The organism is Stenotrophomonas veracruzanensis (assembly GCF_032911525.1).
Taxonomy (GTDB): domain Bacteria; phylum Pseudomonadota; class Gammaproteobacteria; order Xanthomonadales; family Xanthomonadaceae; genus Stenotrophomonas; species Stenotrophomonas africana.
Genome location: NZ_JAWJTI010000010.1, coordinates 80,743 through 103,077, shown reverse-complemented (window position 1 = coordinate 103,077; position 22,335 = coordinate 80,743). Strand labels below are relative to the sequence as shown.

Here is a 22,335-nt window from a genome sequence, read left to right as displayed (position 1 = left end):
CCATGACCGCCTCCGACAGCACTGAACGCTTCAGCAGCCGCGTCGCCGACTACGTCCGCTACCGGCCCGATTACCCGCCGGCCCTGCTGGAATGGCTGCACGGCCCGATGGGTGTCAGCCGCGAGGCCCGGGTGGCCGACATCGGTGCTGGCACCGGTATCTCCAGCCGCCAGTTTCTGGCCAGCGGTCATCCGCTGGTGGCGGTCGAGCCGAATGCCGCCATGCGCGCCGCCGCCGAACAGTGGCTGGCGCCACAGTATCCGGACTTTTCCGCCGTCGATGGCCGCGCCGAGGCCACCGGCCTGGACGATGCCAGCGTTGATCTGGTCAGCGTCGCGCAGGCCTTCCATTGGTTCGACACCGTGGCGGTGCGCGCCGAGTGGCAGCGCATCCTGCGTCCGGGTGGCCTGGCACTGATCTATTGGAATTCACGACTGCTCGATGCCAGTCCGTTCCTGATCGGCTACGAACAGTTGCTGCTGGACTACGGTACCGACTACACCGCCGTGGCCGAGCGCTACCAGGACGATGCCACCATGCAGGCCTGGTTCGGCCCCGGTCTGCGCGGCAGGGTGGAGCTGCCAAACGTACAGCATCTGGATTTCGATGCCCTGCGCGGGCGCCTGCTGTCCTCCTCCTATGCCCCGCAATCTGGTCATCCGCGCCACGCGCTGATGATCGACGCTCTGCAGGACCTGTTCGCCGCCCACGCGGTCGACGGCCAGGTCGCTTTTGAATATCGAACCCGAGCCTTCCTCGGCACGCTGGACTGAAACCTACGCATGTATTCGCTTGCCCGCCCCTTCCTGTTCTCGCTCGACGCCGAGCGCGCCCACGGCCTCGGCCTGTCCGCACTGGACCTGGCCTATCGCACCGGCACCACGCCGCTGCTGGCCGCACGCATCGCGCCGATGCCCAGCACGGTGTTCGGGCTGACCTTCCCCAATCCGGTCGGTCTGGCCGCCGGCCTGGACAAGAATGGCGAGCACATCGATGCATTGTTCGCGCTGGGTTTCGGCTTCGTCGAGATCGGCACCATCACCCCGCGCCCGCAGGCCGGCAATCCGCAGCCGCGGCTGTTCCGCCTGCCGGCGCACAACGCGATCATCAACCGCATGGGCTTCAACAATGCGGGCGTGGACGCGCTGGTACGCAATGTCGAACGCGCGCGCAACCGCCGCGGCATGCTCGGCATCAACATCGGCAAGAACAAGGACACTCCCAACGAACAGGCCGTGGACGATTACATCGCCTGCCTGGACAAGGTCTATCCGCTGGCCGACTACATCACCGTCAACATCTCCTCGCCCAACACCGCCGGCCTGCGTGAACTGCAGGAAGAGACCGCACTGCGCCAGCTGGTCAGCCAGCTGCGTGACCGCCAGGAAGACCTTGCTGCCCGCCACGGCCGCCGCGTGCCGATGCTGGTGAAGGTGGCGCCCGACCTCAGCGAGCGCGACATCGACGCCGCTGCCCGCGTGCTGGGCGAGCTGCAGGTGGACGGCGTGATCGCCACCAATACCACCATCGACCACAGCAAGGTGGCCGGCGATCCGCTGGCCAACGAGGCCGGTGGTCTGTCCGGCGCGCCGGTGCTGGAGCAGTCCACGCTGGTGCTGCGCCGCCTGCGTTCGCGCCTGCCCGAATCGGTGCCGCTGATCGGCGTCGGCGGCATCCTGTCCGGTGCAGATGCGGCGGCCAAGATGGCGGCCGGTGCCGCGCTGGTGCAGTGTTACAGCGGCCTGATCTTCCGTGGCCCAGCCCTGGTCTCCGAATGCGTGGAGGCGATCCGCCGCCGCCGCGAAGCGCCGAGCCGCGGCGCGGTGGCCCCACTGTGAGCGCGCCCATGGATACCGTCGACGGCAACGCCCCGCTGCGCTGGACGCTCACCCGCAATGCGCCGCTGCAGGCGCTGAACACCTTCCATGTGCAGGCCAGCGCAGCCCAGCTGCTGGAACTGCACGATGCCGCACTGCTGCCGGAAGTGCTCGCGCTGCCCGACGTGGCCAGTGGCCCGCTGCTGGTGCTGGGCAGCGGCAGCAACGTCCTGATCGCCGAAGACCTGCCGGGCACCGTGCTGGTGTTCGGCAACCGTGACATCAGTTTCCTGGAACATCGCGCCGACCATGCGGTGATCCGCGCCGGCGCCGGCGTGCCGTGGCATGGCCTGGTGATGTGGTCGCTGCAGGAAGGCCTGTCCGGCCTGGAAAACCTGGCGTTGATTCCCGGCACCGCCGGTGCCGCGCCGATCCAGAACATCGGTGCCTACGGTGCGCAGGTCGGCGAGTTCATCCAGGCCGTTGAAGCCTGGGACTGCCAGGAGCAGGCCTGGGTGCGGCTGGACAACGAACAGTGTGGCTTCGCCTACCGCGACAGCGTGTTCAAGCAGCAGCCGGATCGCTACCTGATCACCGCCATCGAGCTCAAGCTGCCGCTGCTGCACGATCTGCGCATGGACTACGCCGGCATCCGCGAGGAGCTGCAGGCACAGGGCGTGGAGCTGCCGAGCGCAGTGGACGTGGCCAACGCGGTGATTGCGATCCGCCGCCGCAAGCTGCCCGACCCGGATGTGCTGGGCAACGCCGGCAGCTTCTTCAAGAACCCGGTGCTGCCGCTGGAACAGGTGGACGTGCTGCTGCAGCACTTCCCCGAACTGCCGGTGTTCCCGGCAGACCGCGAGGACAAGCGCAAGGTCTCGGCGGCATGGATGATCGAGTCCTGCGGCTGGAAGGGTTTCCGCGAAGGCGATGCCGGTGTTGCACCGAGCCACGCACTGGTGCTGGTCAACCACGGCAACGCCACCGGCGCCGAGCTGCTGGCACTGGCGCGCCGCATTTCCGCTTCGGTGCTGGAAAAGTTCGGCGTGCCCATCGAACCGGAGCCCCGCCTGCTCGGCGCACAGTGGTGAACACCCCCGCCTTTTCCCCCAGCGCCACCCCGATGCGGGCGGCGCTGCTGATGCTCGGCAGCACCATGGCATTCGGCCTGATGGCGGTGGCCATCCGCTATGCCACGCGCTACGTGCCGACCCAGGAAGTGGCGTTCTTCCGCAATGCCTTCGGTCTGCTCGCGTTGCTGCCGATGTTGCTGCGTCCCGGCCACGCGCCGCTGAAGACCCGGCAGCTGCCGCGCTATTTCGTGCGCAGTGCGATCGGCCTGGGCTCGATGCTGTGCGCGTTCTGGGCACTGGGCCACCTGCCGTTGGCGCAGGCGGTTTCGCTCTCGTACTCCACGCCGCTGTTCGTCACCATCGCCGCCGTGCTGTGGCTGGGCGAGACCGTGCGCGTGCGCCGCTGGGCCGCAGTCGTGGTCGGCTTCATCGGTGTACTGGTGATCGTCCGCCCCGGCACTGCCGGCTTCACGGCCGGCAGCCTGGTCGCTGTCGGTGCGGCCGTGCTCAGCTCGCTGGTGGCGATCCAGATCAAGCAGCTGACCCGTATCGACAACGCGGACACCGTGGTGCTCTATACCTACGTGTTCTGGGTACCGCTGTCGCTGGTCCCGGCATTGTTCGTCTGGGTCTGGCCCACCGGCATGGCGTGGCTGTGGCTGCTGGCCACCGGCGTGCTCGGCACCGTCGGCCAGCTGTTGTGGACGCGTGCGCTGCGGCTGGGCGAAGTCTCGGCGCTGACCCCGATCAGCTTCCTGCAGCTGCCGCTGGTCACGCTATGCGGCTGGCTGCTGTTCAACGAAACGGTGGACCGCTGGACGATCATCGGTGCCGGCATCATCCTCGCCGCCAACGCGTACATCGCCCATCGCGAGGCCGTGTTGTCGCGCCGCGCCGCAAGTGCTGCTGCCTCGGCAGCAGCCAAGCCCGCAGAATGAAAACCATCTGCATGGACAAGCCATGGGGCCTGCACGGGCAAGCCACGGGTCGTGCATGGACAGGCCATCGGTAGAGTCGACTGTTGGTCGACTGCTTTTCGTTCGGAGCGGGCAGAAACCGCGCTGCGCGCGATAGTCGACTCTACCCGGGGCGATGCTGGCAACGGCCCAGAACCTAATCCAGCGCGCGATACACCCGCTCCGCCGCATCGAACACATTGCCCGGTGCGAACTGCTCCCCCAGGTAATGCAGTGACTGCCGGCGCAACTGCGGCGAACGCTCCTCCCCATCGCTGCCCAGCAGCACCTGCTGGAACTCGATCAGGTCCTGCAGAATGCGCCAATGCCGGTACCAGGCGATCCAGCGCGGGTCGCCGCGGTCGCTGCCGTAGCCCTCCTCGAAGCCCAGCGGATTCTCGCGCCCCCAGCGCCCACCAACGGCAGCACCGATGAACATCAGGTCGCGCTCACGCGGTGCCAGCGACAGGCCATCCCAGTCGATCAGGTGCAGGCCACCGTCATTGCCCATCAGCAGGTTGCCGGCATGCAGATCGGTGTGGCACAGATACAGGTCTACCGGCACGTCCTGCAATGCCGCGAGCAGTTCCCGTGCCTGCGCATGCAGCGCCGCGATGCGCGCATGCTGCTGGTCCCATACCGAAACGAATGCGCGGCCCAGCCCGTCCTTCGCGGCCGCCAGGTCTTCGCCGGCCAACCATTGCCCGACGGTCTCCAGCGCCGCGGTTTCCAGCCGGACAATCGGCAGCGCCCGCTGCAGTTCCGCCGGCAGCTGTGCGCCGTGCAGGCGCCGCAGCACCTCCCCCAGCCGTTTCCACTGCGTGCGGCTCAACGCCGCCTCGAACCCGGACTGGCCTTCCACATAAGGGAACAGGGTGAACTGCAATCCCCAGCGCTGCACCGACGCACCACCGGTCAGTGCCGGCCACGGCGCGACGATCTCATCGATCCCCAGCGTGCCGCGCAACCAATGCAGGCTGTCCCACACGGCCGGGTCGACCTGGTAGGTGCGGCATTTCAACCACCACTGCCCGTGCCGCGCATCGACGCGATACACGCTGGCATTGGCGTCAGCGCCCACCGGGCGTGGCACCACGGCGGTGGGGGTGATGCCATAGGATTGTTGCAGGACTTCGCCGAGATGCTGCGCCGAAGCGAATGACATGGATGCAAGCGGAAAGTGTTACCTGCCACCACTATCGCAGATGCGCTCGCCACGACACAGACATGTCCGTCACAACATCGCCTCGGCACGACCGGAGAACTAGCCTGCGATGCGCCGCATCACCGTCTCCAGCGGGCCGCGTGCGAACTGCCACGACCACAGCCATGCCGCGCCGGTCGCCAGCATCAGGAACAGCAGTGCCCAGAGCAGCACCGACGCGAGCGATGCACTGCCATCGAGCAGGCCCAGGCTTTCCAGCGTACCCATGCCCAGCAGGATGTGGCCGACGTACAGGGTCAGGGTCATGCGCCCGGCCGCGGTGAACGGTTCCAGCCAGTCACCCGGTCGCACACGTGTCAGCCACAGGCAGGCGGCAATGACACTGCACGCCGCGCCCGCACCGGTGAGTACATAGGCGGGCCCCGGCGGCATCGGCTGCGTTCCCAACCACACCTGCCAGGGCGTTCCCTGCGCAAGCTGCTGCACGCCATGTCCAGCCGCAATCAGCAGCAGGCCCAGTACCAGCAGCGCGCGCTGGACCCGCGGTTGCGACAGCTGCAGGCGTGCCAGCAACATCCCCAGCAGGAAGAAGCACAGCCACGGCAGCAGAGGATGGAAGCCATTGAACAGCAGGTTGCGGGCCGCGCCCGGCCAGTGCCAAAGACCGGCGTACTCCAGCGTCTGCCAGTTCCACCCCTGGCTGTAGTCCCAGTGCAGCAACGCCCAGAACGAACCGGCCGCCAGAGCGATGATGCTGGCCAGCAACACCCGCGGCGAGGCCCGCAGCCACAGCACCGCCAACCCGAAATACACCGCGTAGTAGTGCAGGATATCGGCCGGGAACAGGGTCAGGTTCAGCAGGCCCAGCACCAGCAGGAACAGTGCGCGGCGCCAGGTCTGCACACTGGCTGGCCACCACCCCTGCCGCTGCGTGGCCAGCACCAGGCCAAGACCGGCCAGGGTGACGAAGGTCGCCGAGGCCTTGCCTTCCAGCAGATGGAAGAACCCTGCCAACCAACCCTCTCCCTCTGCGGGCACGGCCATCGCCAGGCGGAAGTTGACCAGCACCATGCCGGCCAGCGCCAGGTAACGCGCCAGATCAAGGCCGTGCAATCGCCGGTCAGCGGCGTTCATGCGCGCGCCCCGAGCAGCAGCGCGAGCAGGCCAGGATCCAGCGAAGCCTCATCGCTGCCATCGGCTTCGCCCAGCCCCCGACGCAGCGCATCGCTTTCGATGGCATCCAGCAGCACCTGCGCCTGCAGTGCCGGCGCCAGCACGGGACGCCGACGTTCGCGCTGTGCCACCTGCTGCAGGGCTTCGGCCAGGGTCGCCTGCAATTGCCTGCGATTGGCCGCGAATGCCTTGGCCACGGCCGGATTGCGTGCGCTCTCGGCCAGCACTTCGACGGCCAGCGTCGCCCATTCCGGCTGCCGGCAGAGTGCGTGGAAGTCCCGAAGGAACACCAGCACCTGTGCGCGCTCGCCATCGGACGCGGCCAGTCGCTGCAGCAACGGTGCCAGTTCTTCGCTCTCGGCCACCGCCACGGCAAGGATGATCGCTTCCTTGCCCGGGAAGTGGTTGTAGAGATTGCCCAGGCTGACACCGGCCGCCTGCGCGATGTCACGCATGCTGGTCTGGTGGAATCCCTTTGCGAGGAAGCACTGCAGGGCGGCCTGCAGAATCTGCGCAATGCGTTGCTCGTTGCGGTCGGCTCGGTTCATGGTGTAAATAGTGAACGAACGTTCGTCCACTTAGAAGGCAACAACCTGATCACCGTCGGGCTCCGTTCAGCCAGCCTTGACCTCAACCGCGGTTGAGGCCCGATGCTGCGCGGCCTGTCCCACGCTCAACCCGGAGTTCCTGCATGCCACGGATGATCACCCCCCTGCTCGACAGCCGCGTGCTGTGGTTCCTCGCCCGACTGCTGCTGGCCGTGGTGTTCGTGTCCTCGGGCCTGGCCAAGCTGCTGGCGTGGGACAACAGCGTGGCCGAAATGCAGGCGGCCGGGCTGCAACCGCCTGTGTTGTTCAACCTCGCCAGCGCCGTGGTGCTGCTGGGTGGCTCACTGTGCCTGCTGCTTGATCGCCTGCTCTGGCTGGGCGCCGGCGCGCTGGCGGTGTTCCTGCTGCTGACCATCGTCATCGTGCATACCTTCTGGACCAAGCACGGTGCGGAACAGCAGCTGGCCCTGTTCTTCGCGCTGGAGCACCTGAGCGTGGTCGGCGGCCTGATCTGCGCGGCCATCGCCAGCCATGCGCGGGCTCAGAAGAACTCGTCGAGCAACCGGTAGAACGCGAGCCGGCGCTCGTCGGCCACCGCGCCGTAGCGCTGGAACAACGGCGCGACCCAACGCGTGTCGCCGAAGTTGTGGACCAGGCTGCGCGCGGCCAGCGCCAGGTCCTGGTAGCGGTCGGCCACGCCCAGTCGTCCACAGTCGATGAAACCGCTGAAACGTCCCTCGGCCACCATCAGGTTCGGCAGGCACGCATCGCCATGGCTGACCACCAGATCTTCATGATCGGGCCGGGTGCTGCACAGTTCGGCGAAGACCTGCTGTGCGCTCTGGCCCAGGCGCTCGTCATCGAAGTCATCGGCGTCGACCAGGCCCGCCTCCACCCTTGCCTGCGCGGCCTGCAGGCGCGAGGCCAGTCGCTGGTCGAACGGACAGGCTGCCACCGGCAACGCGTGCAGCCCACGCAGCGCGTCGGCCAGCAGTTCCACCAGCTCCTGCGGCGCGAGTTCCGGCGACGAGGCCAGATCGTGGCCGGGCAGCGCGCTCATCAGCAACCAGCGCCGGCCCGCTTCTTCGGTGGTGGCAATCACCGTTGGCGCCGGTTGTCCCTGTGCCTGCAGCCAGCGCAGGCGCGCGATCTCATCACCGAGCTCACTGAAGGCGTCGATCACTTCCGACTTCACGAAGGCATCGGGCTGGCCTGGCCGATGCACACGGGCAACATCCGCGCGCGACACGCCGATCGACTGCCGCTCGATGCGCGCATTGGCCAACGCTTCCCGCCACGCCCAGGGCAGCGGCAGGCCATCAGTGAAGGGATTGGGTGCTTCCATGCCGCGGTGTTCCTGTTGCCGGTGACCCCACGGATTCTCGCTCATCCTGCACGGACCGCGGCCAACAGCAGCGCGGAAAGGTACATGCCTACGCCGAACACGCTGTGCGCCACCAGGCTGCACAGGCGCGCCTTGCCCGGCGCCGGGGTCTTTGAAGCGGCAATGCCGGCACCCATGCCCGGCTGCAGGATGAAGAACGGCGCGGCAACGCTGAGGATGCCGAAGGCCAGCGCCGGCCACAGGGTCGGTGCCTGCACCCAATCGCTCCCTACCACGGCCAGCAGCAACGCGGCGAAGACCACTCCGATCACGTAATGCGCGGTCCACCCCAGCGCGCGCTCGCCACTGATCACTGCCGAGCGGCCGATGCCATCGTGGCGGAAGCGCCCGCGTGGCAGGTGCCCCAGCCAGCGGCCCACCATCGCGAAATCCAGCGAGGGAATGCCGAACAACCGCTGCTGCACCAGCGCCCACAGGTCCATCACCGCGGTTGCTCCCACACCGACTACTACCGCATCCATCACGAATGTCGCCACGACAGGCATATCACACGCCTTCAATCCAGCACCTGCAGCAGCTGCGGCGTGCCGGCCTGGTACAGACCCGCCGCGATGGCAAGCGCATCCTCTACCGCAGTGGTGGGGGTCCGCTGGGTAGCCTGCTGGCTGCGCTGCGCGACTATGCCGACCACCAGCGCAGCGAGATGCACGGCGTGATCCACGACAGCCTGCAGCGCCGCGATGCACTGCAAGGACTGACCATGGAGCAGTTGCTGGAACAACGCAGCAGCGTGGTGTTGCTGGATGTGCGGCCGCGCGAGGAATTCGATCTGGGCCACCTGCCCGGCGCGCTGAACATTCCCGTTACGGAACTGCGCGCACGGATGGACGAACTGCCGCGTGCCGTCCACATTGTCGCGTACTGCCGCGGTCCCTACTGCGTGCTGTCCAACGATGCGGTGGCGATGCTGCGCGAGGCCGGACTGACCGCGCAGCGGCTCGCTGCCGGTTACCCCGAATGGAAGGCCGCCGGCCTGCAGGTGGACCTGCCCCGGCACTGAGCGAGATACCGGTCATGGATGATGTGTTTGCCCCGTCGATCGATGCGACCTGGCGCGGCGTGTTCTCCGGGCAGCGCACGCTGCAGGATGATCCATTGCTGCAGTTGGCGTGCAGCGATGATTTCGATGAGGGCGAGGACGGCATGCTGCTGCAGCCACTCGTCGGCCCTGCGCGCGCCCTGCTGCGCCCTGCCCTGGCGGCTCGCCTGCAACTGCACGTGCAACCGCACTGGACGCTGGCGCAGCTGCAACAGCGCCTGCAGCAGCTCGGCCAGCGCACGCATGGCGCGGATCGTGTCTTCTACTTCCCTGCCGCAGAACTTGCGATCCTGGCCGCGCGCCCTGCACCCTCCCATATCCGCCGTCTCGGCCCGGCCGACGCAGCCGTGTTCGACGTGTTCCAGGCCAGCGCCAGCGAAGAGGATCTCGACGCCGCCTGGGTCGAGCTGGACCACTGGCAGGTGTTCGGCGCCTTCGATGGCGAGCGGCTGGTTGCCGCAGGAAGCATGTACCCGTGAAGCCTGGATCCAGCCCTGGCCGACATGGGCGTGCTGACCCTCCCCGAGGCCCGCGGTCGCGGGCACGCGCGCCAGCTGGTACACGCCATGGCGGTGTCCGCGCAGGCGGCCGGGCTGCAGCCTCAGTACCGTTGTCAGCTCGACAACACCGCCTCGATCATTACCGCCGAGCGCAGCGGCCTGCGTGCGTTCGCCGACTGGGACACCGTTCTGGCAGCCGATTGAGGCTGCCGCAGTACCACAAGGAAGCAACATGAAATTGATGGTCATCGGCGCCAGCAAGGGCCTCGGTCGTGCGTTCGTGGAAGGCCTGTGCAGTGCGGGCGACACCGTCATCGGCGTTTCGCGCAAGCGTCCACGCGATATTGAATGCCCCGAGGGTGTCACCCTGCAGTGGATCGAAGCCGATCTGTCCCAGCCCACCCTGGCTGCCAATCACATCGCAGCGCAGGCACCGGCCGATCTGGATGTGCTGATCCACAACCTGGGCATCTGGGAAGACACCGCCTTCAGCGATCAGTACGCCTTCCTCGACGAAAGCGATGCCGCGCTCACCCGACTGGTCGACGTCAACATCACCGCGACCCTGGTGCTGCTGCAGCGCCTGCTGCCGCGGGTGCTGGGCGCACCACGCCCGCAGCTGGTGCTGACCGGCTCGACCTCGGCACTCTCACGCAGCGGCCGCCCGGAAGTGGCGTTCGGTGCATCCAAGTTCGCGCTCAACGGCATCGCCGATGCACTGCGCGAGGGTTTCCGCGATCGCCGCCTGGCGGTGACCAGCCTGCAGCTGGGCTACCTCAACACCGACGATGCACTGTCGGTGCCGGTGGCAGAGGCCGCAGCGCGCGGCGAAGGCGAACTGGTGCCCGTGCATGACGTGGTTGCGATGGTGCGCGCGTTGCTGCAGTTGTCGCCGTCCGGCTTCGTGCGCGAACTGGTGCTGCCGGCCATCGGCGACCCGCGCTACTGACTGCAGAGACCTTGGTCGGGCCCTTGGTGGCCGCGCAGGCGCCTGTGGTTTACCCTGCTCGCACTGGCCGTCGGTCACAGGCGGGAACCTGCTATGGATGCGCTTTCACGGGTCTCGGCCCAGGTCCTGGACAGCGCCCTGCCCAGCCTGCCGCTGTACCTGCTGCAGGCCACGGCGGTCATCGGCATGATCGGCGTGTTGTTGATCGCCACCCGCCGCGCCGGTCATGCCATTGAAGGCCGCCGCCTGTACGTGGGCGTGGCGCTGGGCCTGATCTACCTGTTCAATTCCTGGTTCGTGGCCCGCTACACCCAGGGTGTGGTCAAGCTCCACCTGGGTTTCGACATCCTGCTGGTCAGCGGCCTGCTCGGTGGCTGGCGCGGTGGCCTGGCCTGCCTGGGCGCGAGCCTGCTGGCCCGCTACCAGTTCGTCGGCACCCAGTATTTCCTGCCGGCCGGCCTCGAGGCCACGCTGCAGATGCTGGCAGGCGTCTGGCTGCGCAGGCGCCTGCACCCGCGCATGCTCAATGAACTCTCGCTGCGCATGATCCTGCAGGCTTGGGGCGTGCGTATCGTCGTCACTGCGTTGGGCCTGGCGCTGGGCGTAGTTATCATCGGCGCCCATCAGCTGCCTGTGGAGGAGCTGGCGATCCAGCGCCTGCTGGCACTGCCACTATCGCTGCTGATGCTGGGCGCGGTGTTCGCACTGGTCTACAACGATGCGCAGATCGATGCACAGCGTCAGCGCGAACACGCCTGGCTGCGCGTCGATCCGATCAGTGGCCTGCCCAACATGCGTGCGCTCGGCGAGCGCCTGCAGCACTACTGGCGCGACAACGACGGCGTCGGCAAGGCCTGCCTGATCGTGGCCGAGATGGGCAACCTGCGCGATCTGCGCCTGCGCTATGGCCCGCTGCAGGACAACGGCCTGTGGCAGCGCGACAGTACCGAAGAGGTGCATCGGCTGCTGCCCTCGCTGCCGGCGGGGCAACTGGATATCTACCAGTTCGGCGATGCCGCGCTGGCGATCCTGGTGCGCGATCTGACCTTGTCCGAACTGCGCACGCAACCGCAGATCACCGAGCTGGCCAGCAACCTGGCCGATCGGGTCGGCCGCGATTGGCCCGGTTTCCGGCCGCTGTTCCGCTGTGCCGTGGTCGAACTGAAGCCGCCGGCCGCCGTAGATGATGGTCACCTGCCTTTCCGGGCAATCACCGTGGCGCTGAGTGCGATCGAATCCGGCGTCGTGTTCTTCGACGACCCGATCCAGCGCGACAGCGAGATCGACGCCCTGATCGAAGTCGCTCTCGAACGTTGGCTGCAGCAGGGCGACGCACCGCTGTGCTACCAGCCCAAGCATCGCCTGCTTGATCGCCAGCTGGTTGGCGCCGAAGCACTGCTGCGCATGCGCGACGGCGAGGACCGGCTGATCGCGCCGATGCGGGTGATCTCGCTGCTGCGCCGGCAGGGGCGGCTGGCTGAACTGGAATGGGCCACGCTGCAGTCGGCCATCCATTTCCTGCAGCAGTGCCGACGCGATGGCACGCAGCTGAAAATCGCCGTGAACGTCTCGGCCGAGTCACTGCGCCTGCCCGACTTCGGCCTGCGCCTGCAGGAACTGCTGCAGCTGCACGATGTGCCCGGCGTGATGCTGCGCCTGGAGATCGTCGAATGGACCGAAATCGTCGAGCGCGACGTCGTCGATGCCAACATCGCGCAATTGCTGGCGGCCGAGGTCACCCTGTCGCTGGACGATTTCGGTGCCGGCTATTCAACCCTGATCCTGCTCTCGCAGCTGGCCATCGCCGAGGTCAAGATCGAGCAGGCGCTGATCGCCACGCTGTCCGACGCCAAGTCGCAGTCGATCGTGCGCTTCATCGTCGAAGTCGCGCACCGCTGCGGCGCCATCGTGGTGGCCGAAGGTACCGAAACCCTGGCACAGGAACAGCAACTGCGCGCACTGGGCGTGGATGTCGGCCAGGGCTATCTGTACTCGGCGGCGCTGCCTGCCGACGAGTTCCGCCGCTTCGCCGCCAGCTAGACCGCGTAGAACCCCAGGAACATCGCCACCGCCGATTCGGCCACGCGTGCACGCTCCTGTGCGTTCAACGGCGCCTGCCCCATCGTCACCTGTGGCCAGAACGCAAAGCTCTTCACCAGCCCGTGCAGCTGGTGGCCAGCAAATTCCGGATCGACCTCGCGCAGCCGGCCATCAGCGATGGCCGCGCGGATCCAGGCACTCTCGCCGCTTTCCTTTTCACCCATGCGGCAGACGATGGCCTGCGCACGCTCCGGTGAGTGGATGATCTCCGCCATCGCCACCCGCGCCAGGTCGATGAAGTTGGCATCGCTGAGCAGTTCCAGCTTCTGGCCCAGCAACTGCAGCAGCTGCGCCTGCAGCGGCTGGTCGGCGCGGTACGGCAATGCATCGCTGGCCACGCTGCGTTCCCACAGTTCCTCCAGGATCATCGAGAACAACGCTTCCTTGCTCGGGAAGTGGTTGTAGACGGTGCGCTTGGAGACCCCGGCCGCCTCTGCAATGCGGTCCATGCTGGTCGCCTCGTAGCCCGATGCACGGAACTCCTCCACCGCCGCGCGCACGATGGCATCGCGTTTACGGTCGGTCAGGCGTTGTGGGGCACGGGGCATGGCGGGAACCGGATAACTGAACGGACGCCACCATTTTACACCCATCAGTGTACTTTTGAAAAAGACGAAACTACACTGTGCAGTGTACCCAGCGGACGTCACCCATGAAGCGCCTGCTCCTTGTCCTCCTGCTTGGAATCCTCGCCGTGACCGCCTACACCTTCTGCAAGTCCTGGTCCCTTCCCGACTTCCCCGATTCGCCGCAGTACCGTGATGGCAAGTTCCGCAATGCCCTGCCCCGTCCGGCGATGGGCCTGCGCGACGGTGCGGAGGTCTGGTGGACGTTCCTGTTCAACAAGCCCAAGGGCACCGTCCCGGCCCACCCCATTCCGGTGCAGCCGCTGGACCGCGCTACCCTCGCCGCTGCGCCGGACCGCAGTCTGTTCCGGCTGGGGCACTCCACGATCCTGCTGAAGCTGCGCGGCCAGTACTGGCTGACCGATCCGGTGTTCTCCGAGCGCGCCTCGCCGGTGCAGTGGATGGGCCCGGCCCGCTTCCATGCGCCACCGATCAGCATCGACGATCTGCCGCCGATCGCCGGCGTGATCCTCTCGCACAATCACTACGACCACCTCGACCACGCTGCGGTGATGCAGCTGGCTGGCAAGACCGCGCGCTTCATTGCACCGCTCGGCGTCGGCGACCAGCTGATCGCCTGGGGTGTGGACGCCAGCAAGGTCGAACAGCTGGACTGGTGGCAATCGACCGAAGCCAACGGCCTGCGCCTGACCGCCACCCCGGGCCAGCATTTCTCTGGCCGCGGACTGGGCGACAGTGATCGCAGCCTGTGGGCGTCGTGGGTGATCCAGGACGGTGACTTCCGCATCTTCTTCAGCGGCGACACCGGCTACTTCGACGGCTTCAAGGCCATCGGCGAAAAGTATGGTCCGTTCGACCTGACCATGATCGAGACCGGTGCATACGATCCGCGCTGGGCGTTCGTGCACATGCAGCCGGAACAGACGCTACAGGCGCACCTGGACCTGCGCGGCAAGTGGCTGCTGCCGATCCACAACGGCACCTTCGACCTGGCCCTGCACGCATGGCAGCAGCCGTTCGAGCGCATCACCGCATTGGCGGCCGCAAAGAATGTGCCGGTGGCCACGCCGATGATGGGCGAAGCACTGGACATGCAGGCGCCGCAGGCGGGTACGCGCTGGTGGGAGACGGTGGAGCTGTAGCGTGCGGTGCGCTTGACCCGCCGGAAACCATGTGGAGCCGAGCCATGCTCGGCTGCGTCAACCACAGAAGCGGCCTGCGGCGCTGCAGTGCGTCATGTAACCGATTACATCCCTTGCTAGCGTAGCGCTCGCCCGATTCCGGTCGAACCTGCGAGGCTGTCCGTAATGACGTTGCGCGCCGAACGCTCCAAGGTCTCCACACCGCTTTTCCCGTTGCGCCCTGCCGCTGCCCTGCTGTTGGCCGCCCTGGCCTCCAGCGCACAGGCACAGACCCTCCCCCCGCGCAGCCAATGGCAGGCCAGCAGTTCCTCGCAGCAGGTACCGGCGATGGCGATCAGCCACCTGATCGACGGCGACCCGAAGACCGTCACCGGCGGCGCCTTCAGCCCCGGCCACTGGTTCCAGATCGATCTGGGGGCCCCCGCGATGATGGCCGGCGTACGCCTCACCTGGGATGTCTCCAACCCGGAAGGCTATTCGCTGCAGACCTCGCTGGACGGCCAGCAGTGGCAGACCGCGTACACCATGGCCGATTCGCTGGGCGAAGTGGAAACGCTGTACTTCGCACCGCGGCAGGCGCGCTACCTGCGGCTGGCCAGCCCGCAGCGCACCTCCGACTGGGGCGTGTCGATCTTCGAGATGGAGCCGTTGGACAGCACGCTCAGCGCACGCATCAGCGGTATCGATGCAACGCAGGCAGCGGCGCTCTGGCAAGGGGGTGGCACGGTCGCAATGCCGGCCGGAAAGGGAGGCGCTCACGCGTTTGAGATCACCCTGCCCCGCGCGCAGTCCACGGCTGGCCTGGTAGTGGAATGGGCGGATGGCGCGCGCGGCGCTGCTCGATTGCAGGCGCAGGACGCGCAAGGCCGCTGGCAGGATCTCGCACACGATGCACAGGCGGCCAGCCATCGGCAAAGCTGGTTGGCCGCCACTGCAGCACAACCATTGCGTGCATTCCGCCTGAGCGCGGACGGCGCCGCACCACAGATCGCGCGACTGCGCCTGCTCGGCCCGAAAGCCGTGATGACACCGATGAAGCAGTACCAGATCGCCGCCAGCGGCGCGCAGCGCGCGTTGTTCCCGGCGTCGCTGCAGATGCAGCAGACCTATTGGACCGCAGTGGGCGTGCATGCGGGCCGGCAGAAATCGATCTTCGACGAATACGGCAATCTGGAAGCCTTCAAGGGCGCGCCACTGGTGCAGCCGATCTGGCGAAGTGCTGACGGCCGCGCCGCTGGCGCGGCAGGACAGCCGATACAGCACGCGCTGCGGGATGGCTGGAAGCCGATGCCCTCCGCTACGTGGTCACCGCAGCCCGGGCTGGAGTTGCGCAGCGAGGTATTCGCCATCGAGCGCAACGGCCAGCCGGTAACGTTCCTGCGCCATCGCCTGCACAACACCGGAAAAACCCGGATCGACGGCACCCTCAGCCTGGTCGTGCGCCCGATGCAGATGAATCCGCCGTGGCAGAACGGCGGGCTGTCACCCATTCGCGATGTGGCGATCGATGGACAGGCTGTGCGCATCAATGGGCGCACGCTGCTGCAGTCGCTCACGCCGGTGGCTGAGTCTGGTACGGCGCCGTTCGGCACGGATGGCGCCACGGAAATCACCGCGAACATTGCTGCCGGCCAACTGCCTTCCGCGCAACAGGCGCACGATGACCAGGGTCTTGCCTCGGCTGCGTTGAACTACCGCGTCTCGTTGGCGCCGGGCGCCAGCGATGCCATCGTGGTCGCGCTCCCCTTGGGTACCGCCGCCGCCGATACCAAGGGTGCACTGCCCGAAGCGCCTGCGCTCGATCTGGCCACGCTGCCCCGCGATGCCAATGCGGCGTTCGATTCCCTGGCCACGCAGGCCTCCGCCGACTGGCAGGCACGGCTGGGCCAGGTCGGCCTGCGCCTGCCCGATCCCTCACTGGTCGACATGCTGCGCGCGCAGGCCGCCTACATGCTGATCAACCAGACCGGCCCGGCGATGCAGCCCGGTCCGCGCAACTACAACCGCTCCTTCATCCGCGACGGCATGGCCACTTCGGCGGTGCTCCTGCGCATGGGCGAAGCACGCGTCGCGCGCGACTACCTGGCCTGGTACAGCGAACACGGCGTGCATGCCAACGGTCTGGTCTCGCCGATCCTCAACGACGATGGCACTGTCAACACCGGCTTCGGTTCGGACATCGAGTACGACAGCCAAGGCCAGTACGTGGCACTGGTGGCCGATGTCGCGCGCCTCGATGGCGGACCCGAGTCGGTACGTGCCTATCTGCCGAAAGTGAAAGCGGCGCTGCGTTTCCTGCAGGAACTGCGCGAGCGCACGCTGGTGCCCGGCTACAAGGCCGACCAGCCGGCGCCGGAACGATTCGCGGGTATTCTTGCGCCGTCGATCAGCCATGAGGGCTATCCGTCGCCCACCCACAGCTACTGGGATGACTACTGGGGGCTGAAGGGCTGGCATGACGGTGCGTGGCTGGCCGAATCGCTGGGCGACCACGACACCGCAATGTGGGCACGCGAGCAGTACAAGCTGCTCTACGACGCGCTGCACGCCTCGATCCGGGCGACGATGGCGTGGAAGGGCATCGACTTCATTCCCTCTTCGGCCGACCTGGGCGATGGCGATCCCACCGGCGTCTCGATTGCACTGGATCCCACCGGCGCGCAGAGCGTGCTGCCCGCCGAGGCACTGCGGACCACCTTCGCGCGTTATCTGGAGGACGTGCGCAAGCGCAGCCAGCCCGGCGCGCTGTACGCCTATACGCCGTATGAGATCCGCAACGTGCTGAGCTATGTGCACCTGGGCCAGCCGCAGGAGGCCGATGAGCTGCTGCAGGGGCTGCTGCATGACCGGCGCCCGCTTGAGTGGCAGGTGCTGGCCGAGGTCGTGCACTCGCGCCTGCGTTTCCCGCGCTACCTGGGCGACATGCCGCACACCTGGATCGGCGCCGAGTACGGCCGCACGCTGTTCGGCATGCTGATGCGCGAGGACGATGATGCGCTGTCGCTGCTGCCAGGTACGCCACCGTCGTGGGTGGCTGGCGATGGGCTGGCGGTGGAACGCCTGCCGACGGCGTACGGCACGCTGCAGATGCAGGCGCGGCAGCGCGAAGGGGTGCTGACGGTCACGCTGGGCAAGGGGTTGCGCAGCGGGACGGCGGTGAAGGTCTGGTGGCCGGCGCGCACGATGCCGAAGACGGTAAGTGTGGATGGGCGTAGCGTTTCAAACTTCGATGCCGAGGGGGTGCTGCTGGCAAAGCCGTTCAAAACGCTGGAGGCGCGTTGGTAGAGGCGAGCTTGCTCGACTGCATGTCGCCGATCACCATGCGCCAGTCGAGCAAGCTCGACTCTACAGGGGCCCTCCGGGCCACGCCCGGTTTCATTGCAGCGTCGGCAATCCCGGCGGGTTGGTCTGCGACTGCGGCACCGCCTCCTCGGCCACATTCCACCGTTTCAGCGCCTGCGCATAGGTGCCGCTGCCGATCTGGGTGTTCAATGCCTGCGTCACCGCATCGGCCAGACCGCTGCCCTTACGGGTGGTCACCGAGATCGCCGCGGCGTTCGGCCAGCCGCCCGGGAACAGGCCCACACGCCGCACCTTGCCGTCGCGTGCCGAGTACGCGCCGGTGGCATTGGGCTCGAACGAGACATCGGCGCGGCCAGTGATCACCGCCAACCGGCCGACCACGGCGTCATCGAAGTACTGGTACTCCACCGGCTTCAAGCCGGCGGCAATGTTCTGCTGGTCCCACTGCCGCAGGATCTGGTCCTGATTGGTGCTGGCACCCACCACCACCTTCAGCCCCGCCACATCCGCCGGCTTCTCGATCTTCTGGATCGGCCCATCTGTGCGCGTGTAGATGCCAAGCAGGTCGTAACGGTAGCTGGAGAAATCGAATTTCTTCTTGCGCTCCTCGGTGACCGTCACATTCGACAGCACCGCATCGTACTTGCCCGATTCCAGCCCCAGCGGCCAGTCGGGCCAGGCCACCGGTACGATCACCAGCTTCAGGCCCAGCGCATCGGCGATCAGGCGGGCGATGTCGGGCTCGATGCCGACTACGTCCTTGCTGTCGGCCCCATAATCGGCCAGAGGCAGTTGTCCCGGATGGGTCGCCACGGTGAACGTACCGGGGGTGACGAAGCGATAGTCGGCCGGGATCAACGCCTGCGCCTTCGGGTCAAACGTGCCCTTCAGCACGGCGGCGTTGGTGCCGGCCAGGCTGGTCGCGGCTTCGGTACCGGCATCCGGTGCCTGGCGTACGCGCGAATAGACAATGCCGGCGATGCCGATGACCAGCACGCCCACGATCAACAGGGTGCTGCGCGAGGGACGACGCGGTGCTGCAGGGCTCATGGTGTTCCTTCCGGGGTTACAGGGTCTTGGCCAGGAAATCGGCGGTGCGTTGCTGGCGCGGGCGCTCGAACAGAGCCTCGGGCGTGCCCTGTTCAATCACCCTGCCCTGGTCCATCATCACCACGTGGTCGGCCACGCGGCGGGCGAAGCTCAGTTCATGGGTGACGATCACCAGCGTGGTGCCGGAACGGGCCAGTTCTTCGATCACACTCAGCACCTCGGCCACAAGTTCCGGGTCCAGCGCCGACGTGGGTTCGTCGAACAGCAGCACCTTCGGCTGCAGCGCCAGTGCCCGCGCAATCGCGATGCGCTGCTGCTGGCCACCGGACAGCTGGCGCGGGAACGCATCGGCCTTGTCGGCCAGGCCAACCCGCTCCAGCAGCGTCCGCGCCTGCTGCTCGGCCTGCGCACGCGGCACGCCGCGCACCGCCATTGGCGCCTCGATGATGTTTTCCAGCGCGGTCAGGTGCGGGAACAGGTTGAATCCCTGGAACACCATGCCCACTTCCGCACGACGGCGGCGGATCTCACGCTCGGGCAGTTCGTACAACGTGTCACCCTCGCGGCGGTAGCCGATCAGCTGGCCGCCGACAGTCACGTAACCGCCGTCGGCGCGTTCGAGGTGGTTGATCAGCCGCAGCAGCGTGGACTTGCCGGCGCCGGACGGGCCGATCAGCACCGTCACGCTGCCGGCGCGCAGGTCCAGGTTCACGTCTTCCAGCACCGGCTGGTCGCCGAACACTTTGCCTACGCCGTGCAGCGACACCGCAGCACCCTCGCCCGCTTCCACCTGCGTGGCGATGCGCGGGCGGCTTGCCACGCGCGGCGCGGCATCGCTCTGCACACGCTGGGGCGATGACACCCGCGACACCGAGCGCTCGCGCTGCAGCTGGCCACGCGCGAAGCGTTGCTCCACGCGCCGCTGCAACAGCGACAGCACGGTAAGGATTACCAGGTACCAGACCGTGGCCACCATCAGCAGCGGCACCACCTCCAGATTACGGCGGTAGATTACCTGCACGGTGTAGAACAGCTCCGGCAGCGCCAGCACGTAGACCACCGAAGTGCTCTTGGCCAGGCCAATTACATCGTTGAACGCGGCCGGCAGGATCGAGCGCATCGCCTGCGGCAGGATGATGCGGCGCACCTGGCGGCTACGCGGCAGGCCAAGCGCGGCGGCCGCTTCGTACTGTCCGTGGTCCACCGACAGAATCCCGCCCCGGATCACCTCGGCCGAGAACGCCGCCTGGTTCAAGGTAAGACCCAGCACCGCCGCAGTGAACACACCAATCAGCTGCGTGGTCGGGTACGAGAACAGGCTGATGCCGGTGAAGGGAACGCCCAGTTCGATGGTGCTGTACAGATAGCCCAGGTTGTTCAGCAGCAGCAACAGCACCAGCAGCGGAATCGAACGGAACAACCACACGTAGCCCCACGACACCGCCGACAGCAGCGGCGAACCGGACACACGGGCCAACGCCAGCAAGGTGCCCAGCGCGAAGCCGAGGCCAGTTCCGAGTGCGGTCAGCAGCAACGTGCGTCCCAGCCCTTCCAGCACCGGGCGCGCGAAAAACCACTCGGCGAAGGTGCCCCAGCCCCAGCGCGGATTGCCCAGCACGGACTGCAGCCCGATCAGGATCAGCGCCAGTGCCAATACTGTGCCGAACACCTGCAGCGGGTGCCGGGCCGGCACGATCTTCAGCGCAGGCGCTGGCGCAGGACGGGCGGCAATGCCATCCAATGCGGTCGAAGGCGTGCTCATGCGTGGGCTCCGTGCAACACGGTCTGCGTAGGCGCAACAACAGGCGCCGGCGCACGTAGATGCTTCTCGAACGGCAGATGCGCGATGGTTTCCGGGTCGGCCTCCAGGTCGAACAGCGCGGTGTAGCCATGGCTGAGGTACAGGCCAACCGCTTCAGGCTGGCGGAAGCCGGTGGTCAGGAACACCCGCCGGTACCCTTGCCGCGCCGCCTGGTCTTCCAGTTCCTGAAGCACGCGACGCGCGATGCCCTGCCGGCGCAGCCCGGGCAGCGTCCAGATGCGTTTGAATTCGGCAGTGTCCGGATCGCGGTGCGGCATGAAGGCACCGCCGGAGATCGCCACGCCATCGCGCAGCAACAGCACGAACGCCCCGACCGGTGCAGCGAAGGCCTGCGCCGGGTAGCGTTGCAGCTCCTCGCGGGCGCTGCCGCCGATGCGGCGACGCACGTCGGCGTAGCGGCTGTCGTACTCCTGTTCCAGGCCATCGAACAGAGGCCGTGCCAGCGGATCATCCACCGAGGTATAGAGGAAGCGTTCGTTGCTGCTCATGCCACGTCCTTCACCAGATAGTCTTCGGCCAGCCGCGCCCACAGGCTGGCGGCCGGTGCGATGGCCGCGTCGTTGAACACGTAGCGCGGGCTGTGCAGCGGCGCACTGTCGCCGTTGCCAACGAACACGAAGCTGCCCGGCCGCGCCTGCAGCAGGAATGCGAAGTCTTCGCTGGCCGTGCGTGGCGCGAATTCCGGCACCACCTGTTCACTGCCGAAGCCCTGCAGCGCCACCTCGCGGATGTAGGCGGTCTGCTGCGGATGGTTGATCACGCTGGGGAAGCCTCGCGGGAATTCGATCTCGGCGCGTGCGCCGAACGCGGCGGCGGTCTGCTCGGCAATGTCGGTGACCCGGCGCCGCAAGGTGTCGCGTACCTCCGGCAAGTAGGCGCGCACGGTCAGCTTCAGTTCGACCACGTCCGGAATCACATTGGCGGCCTGTCCGCCGTGGATCGAGCCAACAGTGACCACGCCCATCTGCCGTGGATCGACATTGCGTGACACCACGCTCTGCAACGCGGTAACGATGTGCGCCGCCGCCAGGATCGGGTCAACGCTACCCTGCGGCTCGGCGCCGTGTCCGCCCTTGCCGATCACCTTCAGTCGCGCCCAGTCCACCGACGCCATCGCCGGGCCATCGACAAAGCCGAAGTGGCCCACCGGCACGCCCGGCCAGTTATGCAAGCCATAGATCGCGTCCACCAGGAAGCGCTCGAACAGGCCATCGGCAATCATCTTCGAAGCACCCGAACCGGTTTCCTCGGCCGGCTGGAACACCAGCTGCAGGGTGCCGTCGATAGCACCATGATGAGCCAGGTAATGCGCTGCCGACAGCAGGATGGCGGTGTGACCATCGTGGCCGCAGGCATGCATCAGCCCCTCGGTCTGGCTGGCATAGGCCAGGCCGGAGTCCTCGTGGATCGGCAGTGCATCGATGTCGGCGCGCAGACCGAGACGACGGCTACCCTGCCCGCGCTGCAGCGTGCCGACGACGCCGGTGCCACCGAGGCCGGTGGTCACCTCATAGCCCCACTGCTGCAGCAGTTCGGCCACTCGGGCGCTGGTGCGGTGCTCCTCAAAGGCCAGCTCCGGGTACCGGTGCAGGTCATGACGGATCGCAATCGCCGCCTCGGCGCGTGCTGCGATTTCGGGCAGCACGCCGATGGACGCGGGATCTCGCCGGGCATGGCCCAGCGCTACCGAATTCTCTCCGCTCATC

At 67.1% G+C, this 22,335-nt stretch carries 22 protein-coding genes; 12 read left to right on the top strand and 10 right to left on the bottom strand.

The genetic code is table 11. The features are described 5' to 3' along the window. Window positions 1-2 precede the first annotated feature (2 nt). Genes R1H25_RS09600 through R1H25_RS09585 form a run of 4 tightly spaced genes read left to right on the top strand, consistent with a single transcriptional unit; the run spans window position 3 to window position 3,828 of the window. Window positions 3-773: a class I SAM-dependent methyltransferase gene (locus R1H25_RS09600; RefSeq protein WP_208043677.1), complete on the top strand. Its 771-nt coding sequence runs from the start codon at window positions 3-5 to the stop codon at window positions 771-773. Between the two features lie 9 nt (window positions 774-782). Further along, entirely contained in the window at window positions 783-1,838 is a 1,056-nt protein-coding gene (locus tag R1H25_RS09595) for a quinone-dependent dihydroorotate dehydrogenase (RefSeq protein WP_057500944.1), read from the top strand. A gap of 8 nt (window positions 1,839-1,846) precedes the next feature. Beyond that, a complete protein-coding gene (gene murB / locus R1H25_RS09590; RefSeq protein WP_049449686.1) occupies window positions 1,847-2,908 on the top strand; it encodes a UDP-N-acetylmuramate dehydrogenase in 1,062 nt (353 codons plus the stop codon). Window positions 2,909-2,940: 32 nt separating this feature from the next. Continuing rightward, on the top strand, window positions 2,941-3,828 hold the full coding sequence (locus tag R1H25_RS09585; RefSeq protein WP_317223458.1) for a DMT family transporter: 888 nt from the start codon (window positions 2,941-2,943) through the stop codon (window positions 3,826-3,828). Between the two features lie 175 nt (window positions 3,829-4,003). Here the strand turns inward: R1H25_RS09585 and R1H25_RS09580 are convergent, their stop codons facing one another. From R1H25_RS09580 to R1H25_RS09570, 3 genes are all read right to left on the bottom strand, one after another. Next, the gene (locus R1H25_RS09580; RefSeq protein WP_317223449.1) at window positions 4,004-5,011 is read right to left on the bottom strand and encodes an aminoglycoside phosphotransferase family protein; all 1,008 of its coding nucleotides are present in this window, start codon (window positions 5,009-5,011) and stop codon (window positions 4,004-4,006) included. Window positions 5,012-5,110: 99 nt separating this feature from the next. After that, window positions 5,111-6,145, bottom strand: coding sequence for a heparan-alpha-glucosaminide N-acetyltransferase domain-containing protein (locus R1H25_RS09575; protein ID WP_317223448.1), 1,035 nt, complete (start codon window positions 6,143-6,145; stop codon window positions 5,111-5,113). Next, window positions 6,142-6,732, bottom strand: coding sequence for a TetR/AcrR family transcriptional regulator (locus R1H25_RS09570; protein ID WP_317223447.1), 591 nt, complete (start codon window positions 6,730-6,732; stop codon window positions 6,142-6,144). The genes R1H25_RS09575 and R1H25_RS09570 overlap by 4 nt, the downstream gene beginning before the upstream one ends. A gap of 143 nt (window positions 6,733-6,875) precedes the next feature. On the opposite strand from R1H25_RS09570, the gene R1H25_RS09565 reads away from it, so the two are divergent. Further along, complete coding sequence (locus R1H25_RS09565; protein ID WP_057500940.1) at window positions 6,876-7,301, top strand: DoxX family protein; 426 nt, start codon at window positions 6,876-6,878, stop codon at window positions 7,299-7,301. Here the strand turns inward: R1H25_RS09565 and R1H25_RS09560 are convergent. Both R1H25_RS09560 and R1H25_RS09555 read right to left on the bottom strand, forming a co-directional pair. After that, entirely contained in the window at window positions 7,274-8,077 is an 804-nt protein-coding gene (locus tag R1H25_RS09560) for an APH(3')-II family aminoglycoside O-phosphotransferase (protein ID WP_317223446.1), read from the bottom strand. The two genes, R1H25_RS09565 and R1H25_RS09560, sit on opposite strands and share 28 nt — an antisense overlap. A gap of 41 nt (window positions 8,078-8,118) precedes the next feature. Continuing rightward, window positions 8,119-8,622 carry a DUF2938 domain-containing protein gene (locus tag R1H25_RS09555; protein ID WP_317223445.1) on the bottom strand — a complete coding sequence of 168 codons (504 nt, stop codon included), beginning with the start codon at window positions 8,620-8,622 and terminating at the stop codon, window positions 8,119-8,121. On the opposite strand from R1H25_RS09555, the gene R1H25_RS09550 reads away from it, so the two are divergent. From R1H25_RS09550 to R1H25_RS09530, 5 genes are all read left to right on the top strand, one after another. After that, window positions 8,604-9,137, top strand: a complete 534-nt coding sequence (locus R1H25_RS09550; RefSeq protein WP_317223444.1) for an ArsR family transcriptional regulator — start codon at window positions 8,604-8,606, stop codon at window positions 9,135-9,137. The two genes, R1H25_RS09555 and R1H25_RS09550, sit on opposite strands and share 19 nt — an antisense overlap. 14 nt (window positions 9,138-9,151) lie before the next feature. Continuing rightward, complete coding sequence (locus tag R1H25_RS09545) at window positions 9,152-9,655, top strand: hypothetical protein (protein ID WP_317223443.1); 504 nt, start codon at window positions 9,152-9,154, stop codon at window positions 9,653-9,655. Window positions 9,656-9,685: 30 nt separating this feature from the next. Next, on the top strand, window positions 9,686-9,880 hold the full coding sequence (locus tag R1H25_RS09540; protein ID WP_317223442.1) for a GNAT family N-acetyltransferase: 195 nt from the start codon (window positions 9,686-9,688) through the stop codon (window positions 9,878-9,880). Between the two features lie 28 nt (window positions 9,881-9,908). Then, window positions 9,909-10,625: an SDR family oxidoreductase gene (locus R1H25_RS09535; protein ID WP_317223441.1), complete on the top strand. Its 717-nt coding sequence runs from the start codon at window positions 9,909-9,911 to the stop codon at window positions 10,623-10,625. Between the two features lie 93 nt (window positions 10,626-10,718). Continuing rightward, window positions 10,719-12,665 carry an EAL domain-containing protein gene (locus R1H25_RS09530; protein ID WP_317223440.1) on the top strand — a complete coding sequence of 649 codons (1,947 nt, stop codon included), beginning with the start codon at window positions 10,719-10,721 and terminating at the stop codon, window positions 12,663-12,665. Here the strand turns inward: R1H25_RS09530 and R1H25_RS09525 are convergent. Next, window positions 12,662-13,273 (bottom strand): TetR/AcrR family transcriptional regulator, encoded by a 612-nt coding sequence (locus tag R1H25_RS09525; protein WP_049449635.1) that lies wholly within the window; start codon window positions 13,271-13,273, stop codon window positions 12,662-12,664. The genes R1H25_RS09530 and R1H25_RS09525 overlap by 4 nt on opposite strands. A 104-nt stretch (window positions 13,274-13,377) precedes the next feature. Here R1H25_RS09525 and R1H25_RS09520 point away from each other — a divergent pair, with 104 nt between their 5' ends. Continuing rightward, window positions 13,378-14,454 (top strand): MBL fold metallo-hydrolase, encoded by a 1,077-nt coding sequence (locus R1H25_RS09520; protein WP_317223439.1) that lies wholly within the window; start codon window positions 13,378-13,380, stop codon window positions 14,452-14,454. Window positions 14,455-14,619: 165 nt separating this feature from the next. Continuing rightward, window positions 14,620-17,739 carry a discoidin domain-containing protein gene (locus R1H25_RS09515; RefSeq protein ID WP_317223438.1) on the top strand — a complete coding sequence of 1,040 codons (3,120 nt, stop codon included), beginning with the start codon at window positions 14,620-14,622 and terminating at the stop codon, window positions 17,737-17,739. A 90-nt stretch (window positions 17,740-17,829) separates the two neighbouring features. On the opposite strand, the gene R1H25_RS09510 is transcribed toward R1H25_RS09515, so the two are convergent. The 4 genes from R1H25_RS09510 to R1H25_RS09495 are packed head-to-tail and all read right to left on the bottom strand — an operon-like array spanning window position 17,830 to window position 22,334. After that, window positions 17,830-18,807 (bottom strand): ABC transporter substrate-binding protein, encoded by a 978-nt coding sequence (locus R1H25_RS09510; protein WP_317223437.1) that lies wholly within the window; start codon window positions 18,805-18,807, stop codon window positions 17,830-17,832. A 16-nt stretch (window positions 18,808-18,823) separates the two neighbouring features. After that, window positions 18,824-20,569, bottom strand: a complete 1,746-nt coding sequence (locus R1H25_RS09505; protein ID WP_317223436.1) for an amino acid ABC transporter permease/ATP-binding protein — start codon at window positions 20,567-20,569, stop codon at window positions 18,824-18,826. Next, the gene (locus tag R1H25_RS09500; protein WP_317223435.1) at window positions 20,566-21,117 is read right to left on the bottom strand and encodes a GNAT family N-acetyltransferase; all 552 of its coding nucleotides are present in this window, start codon (window positions 21,115-21,117) and stop codon (window positions 20,566-20,568) included. Before R1H25_RS09500 ends, R1H25_RS09505 begins: the two co-directional genes overlap by 4 nt. Further along, a complete protein-coding gene (locus R1H25_RS09495) occupies window positions 21,114-22,334 on the bottom strand; it encodes a M20 aminoacylase family protein (RefSeq protein WP_317223434.1) in 1,221 nt (406 codons plus the stop codon). Before R1H25_RS09495 ends, R1H25_RS09500 begins: the two co-directional genes overlap by 4 nt. Between the last annotated feature and the right edge of the window lies 1 nt (window position 22,335).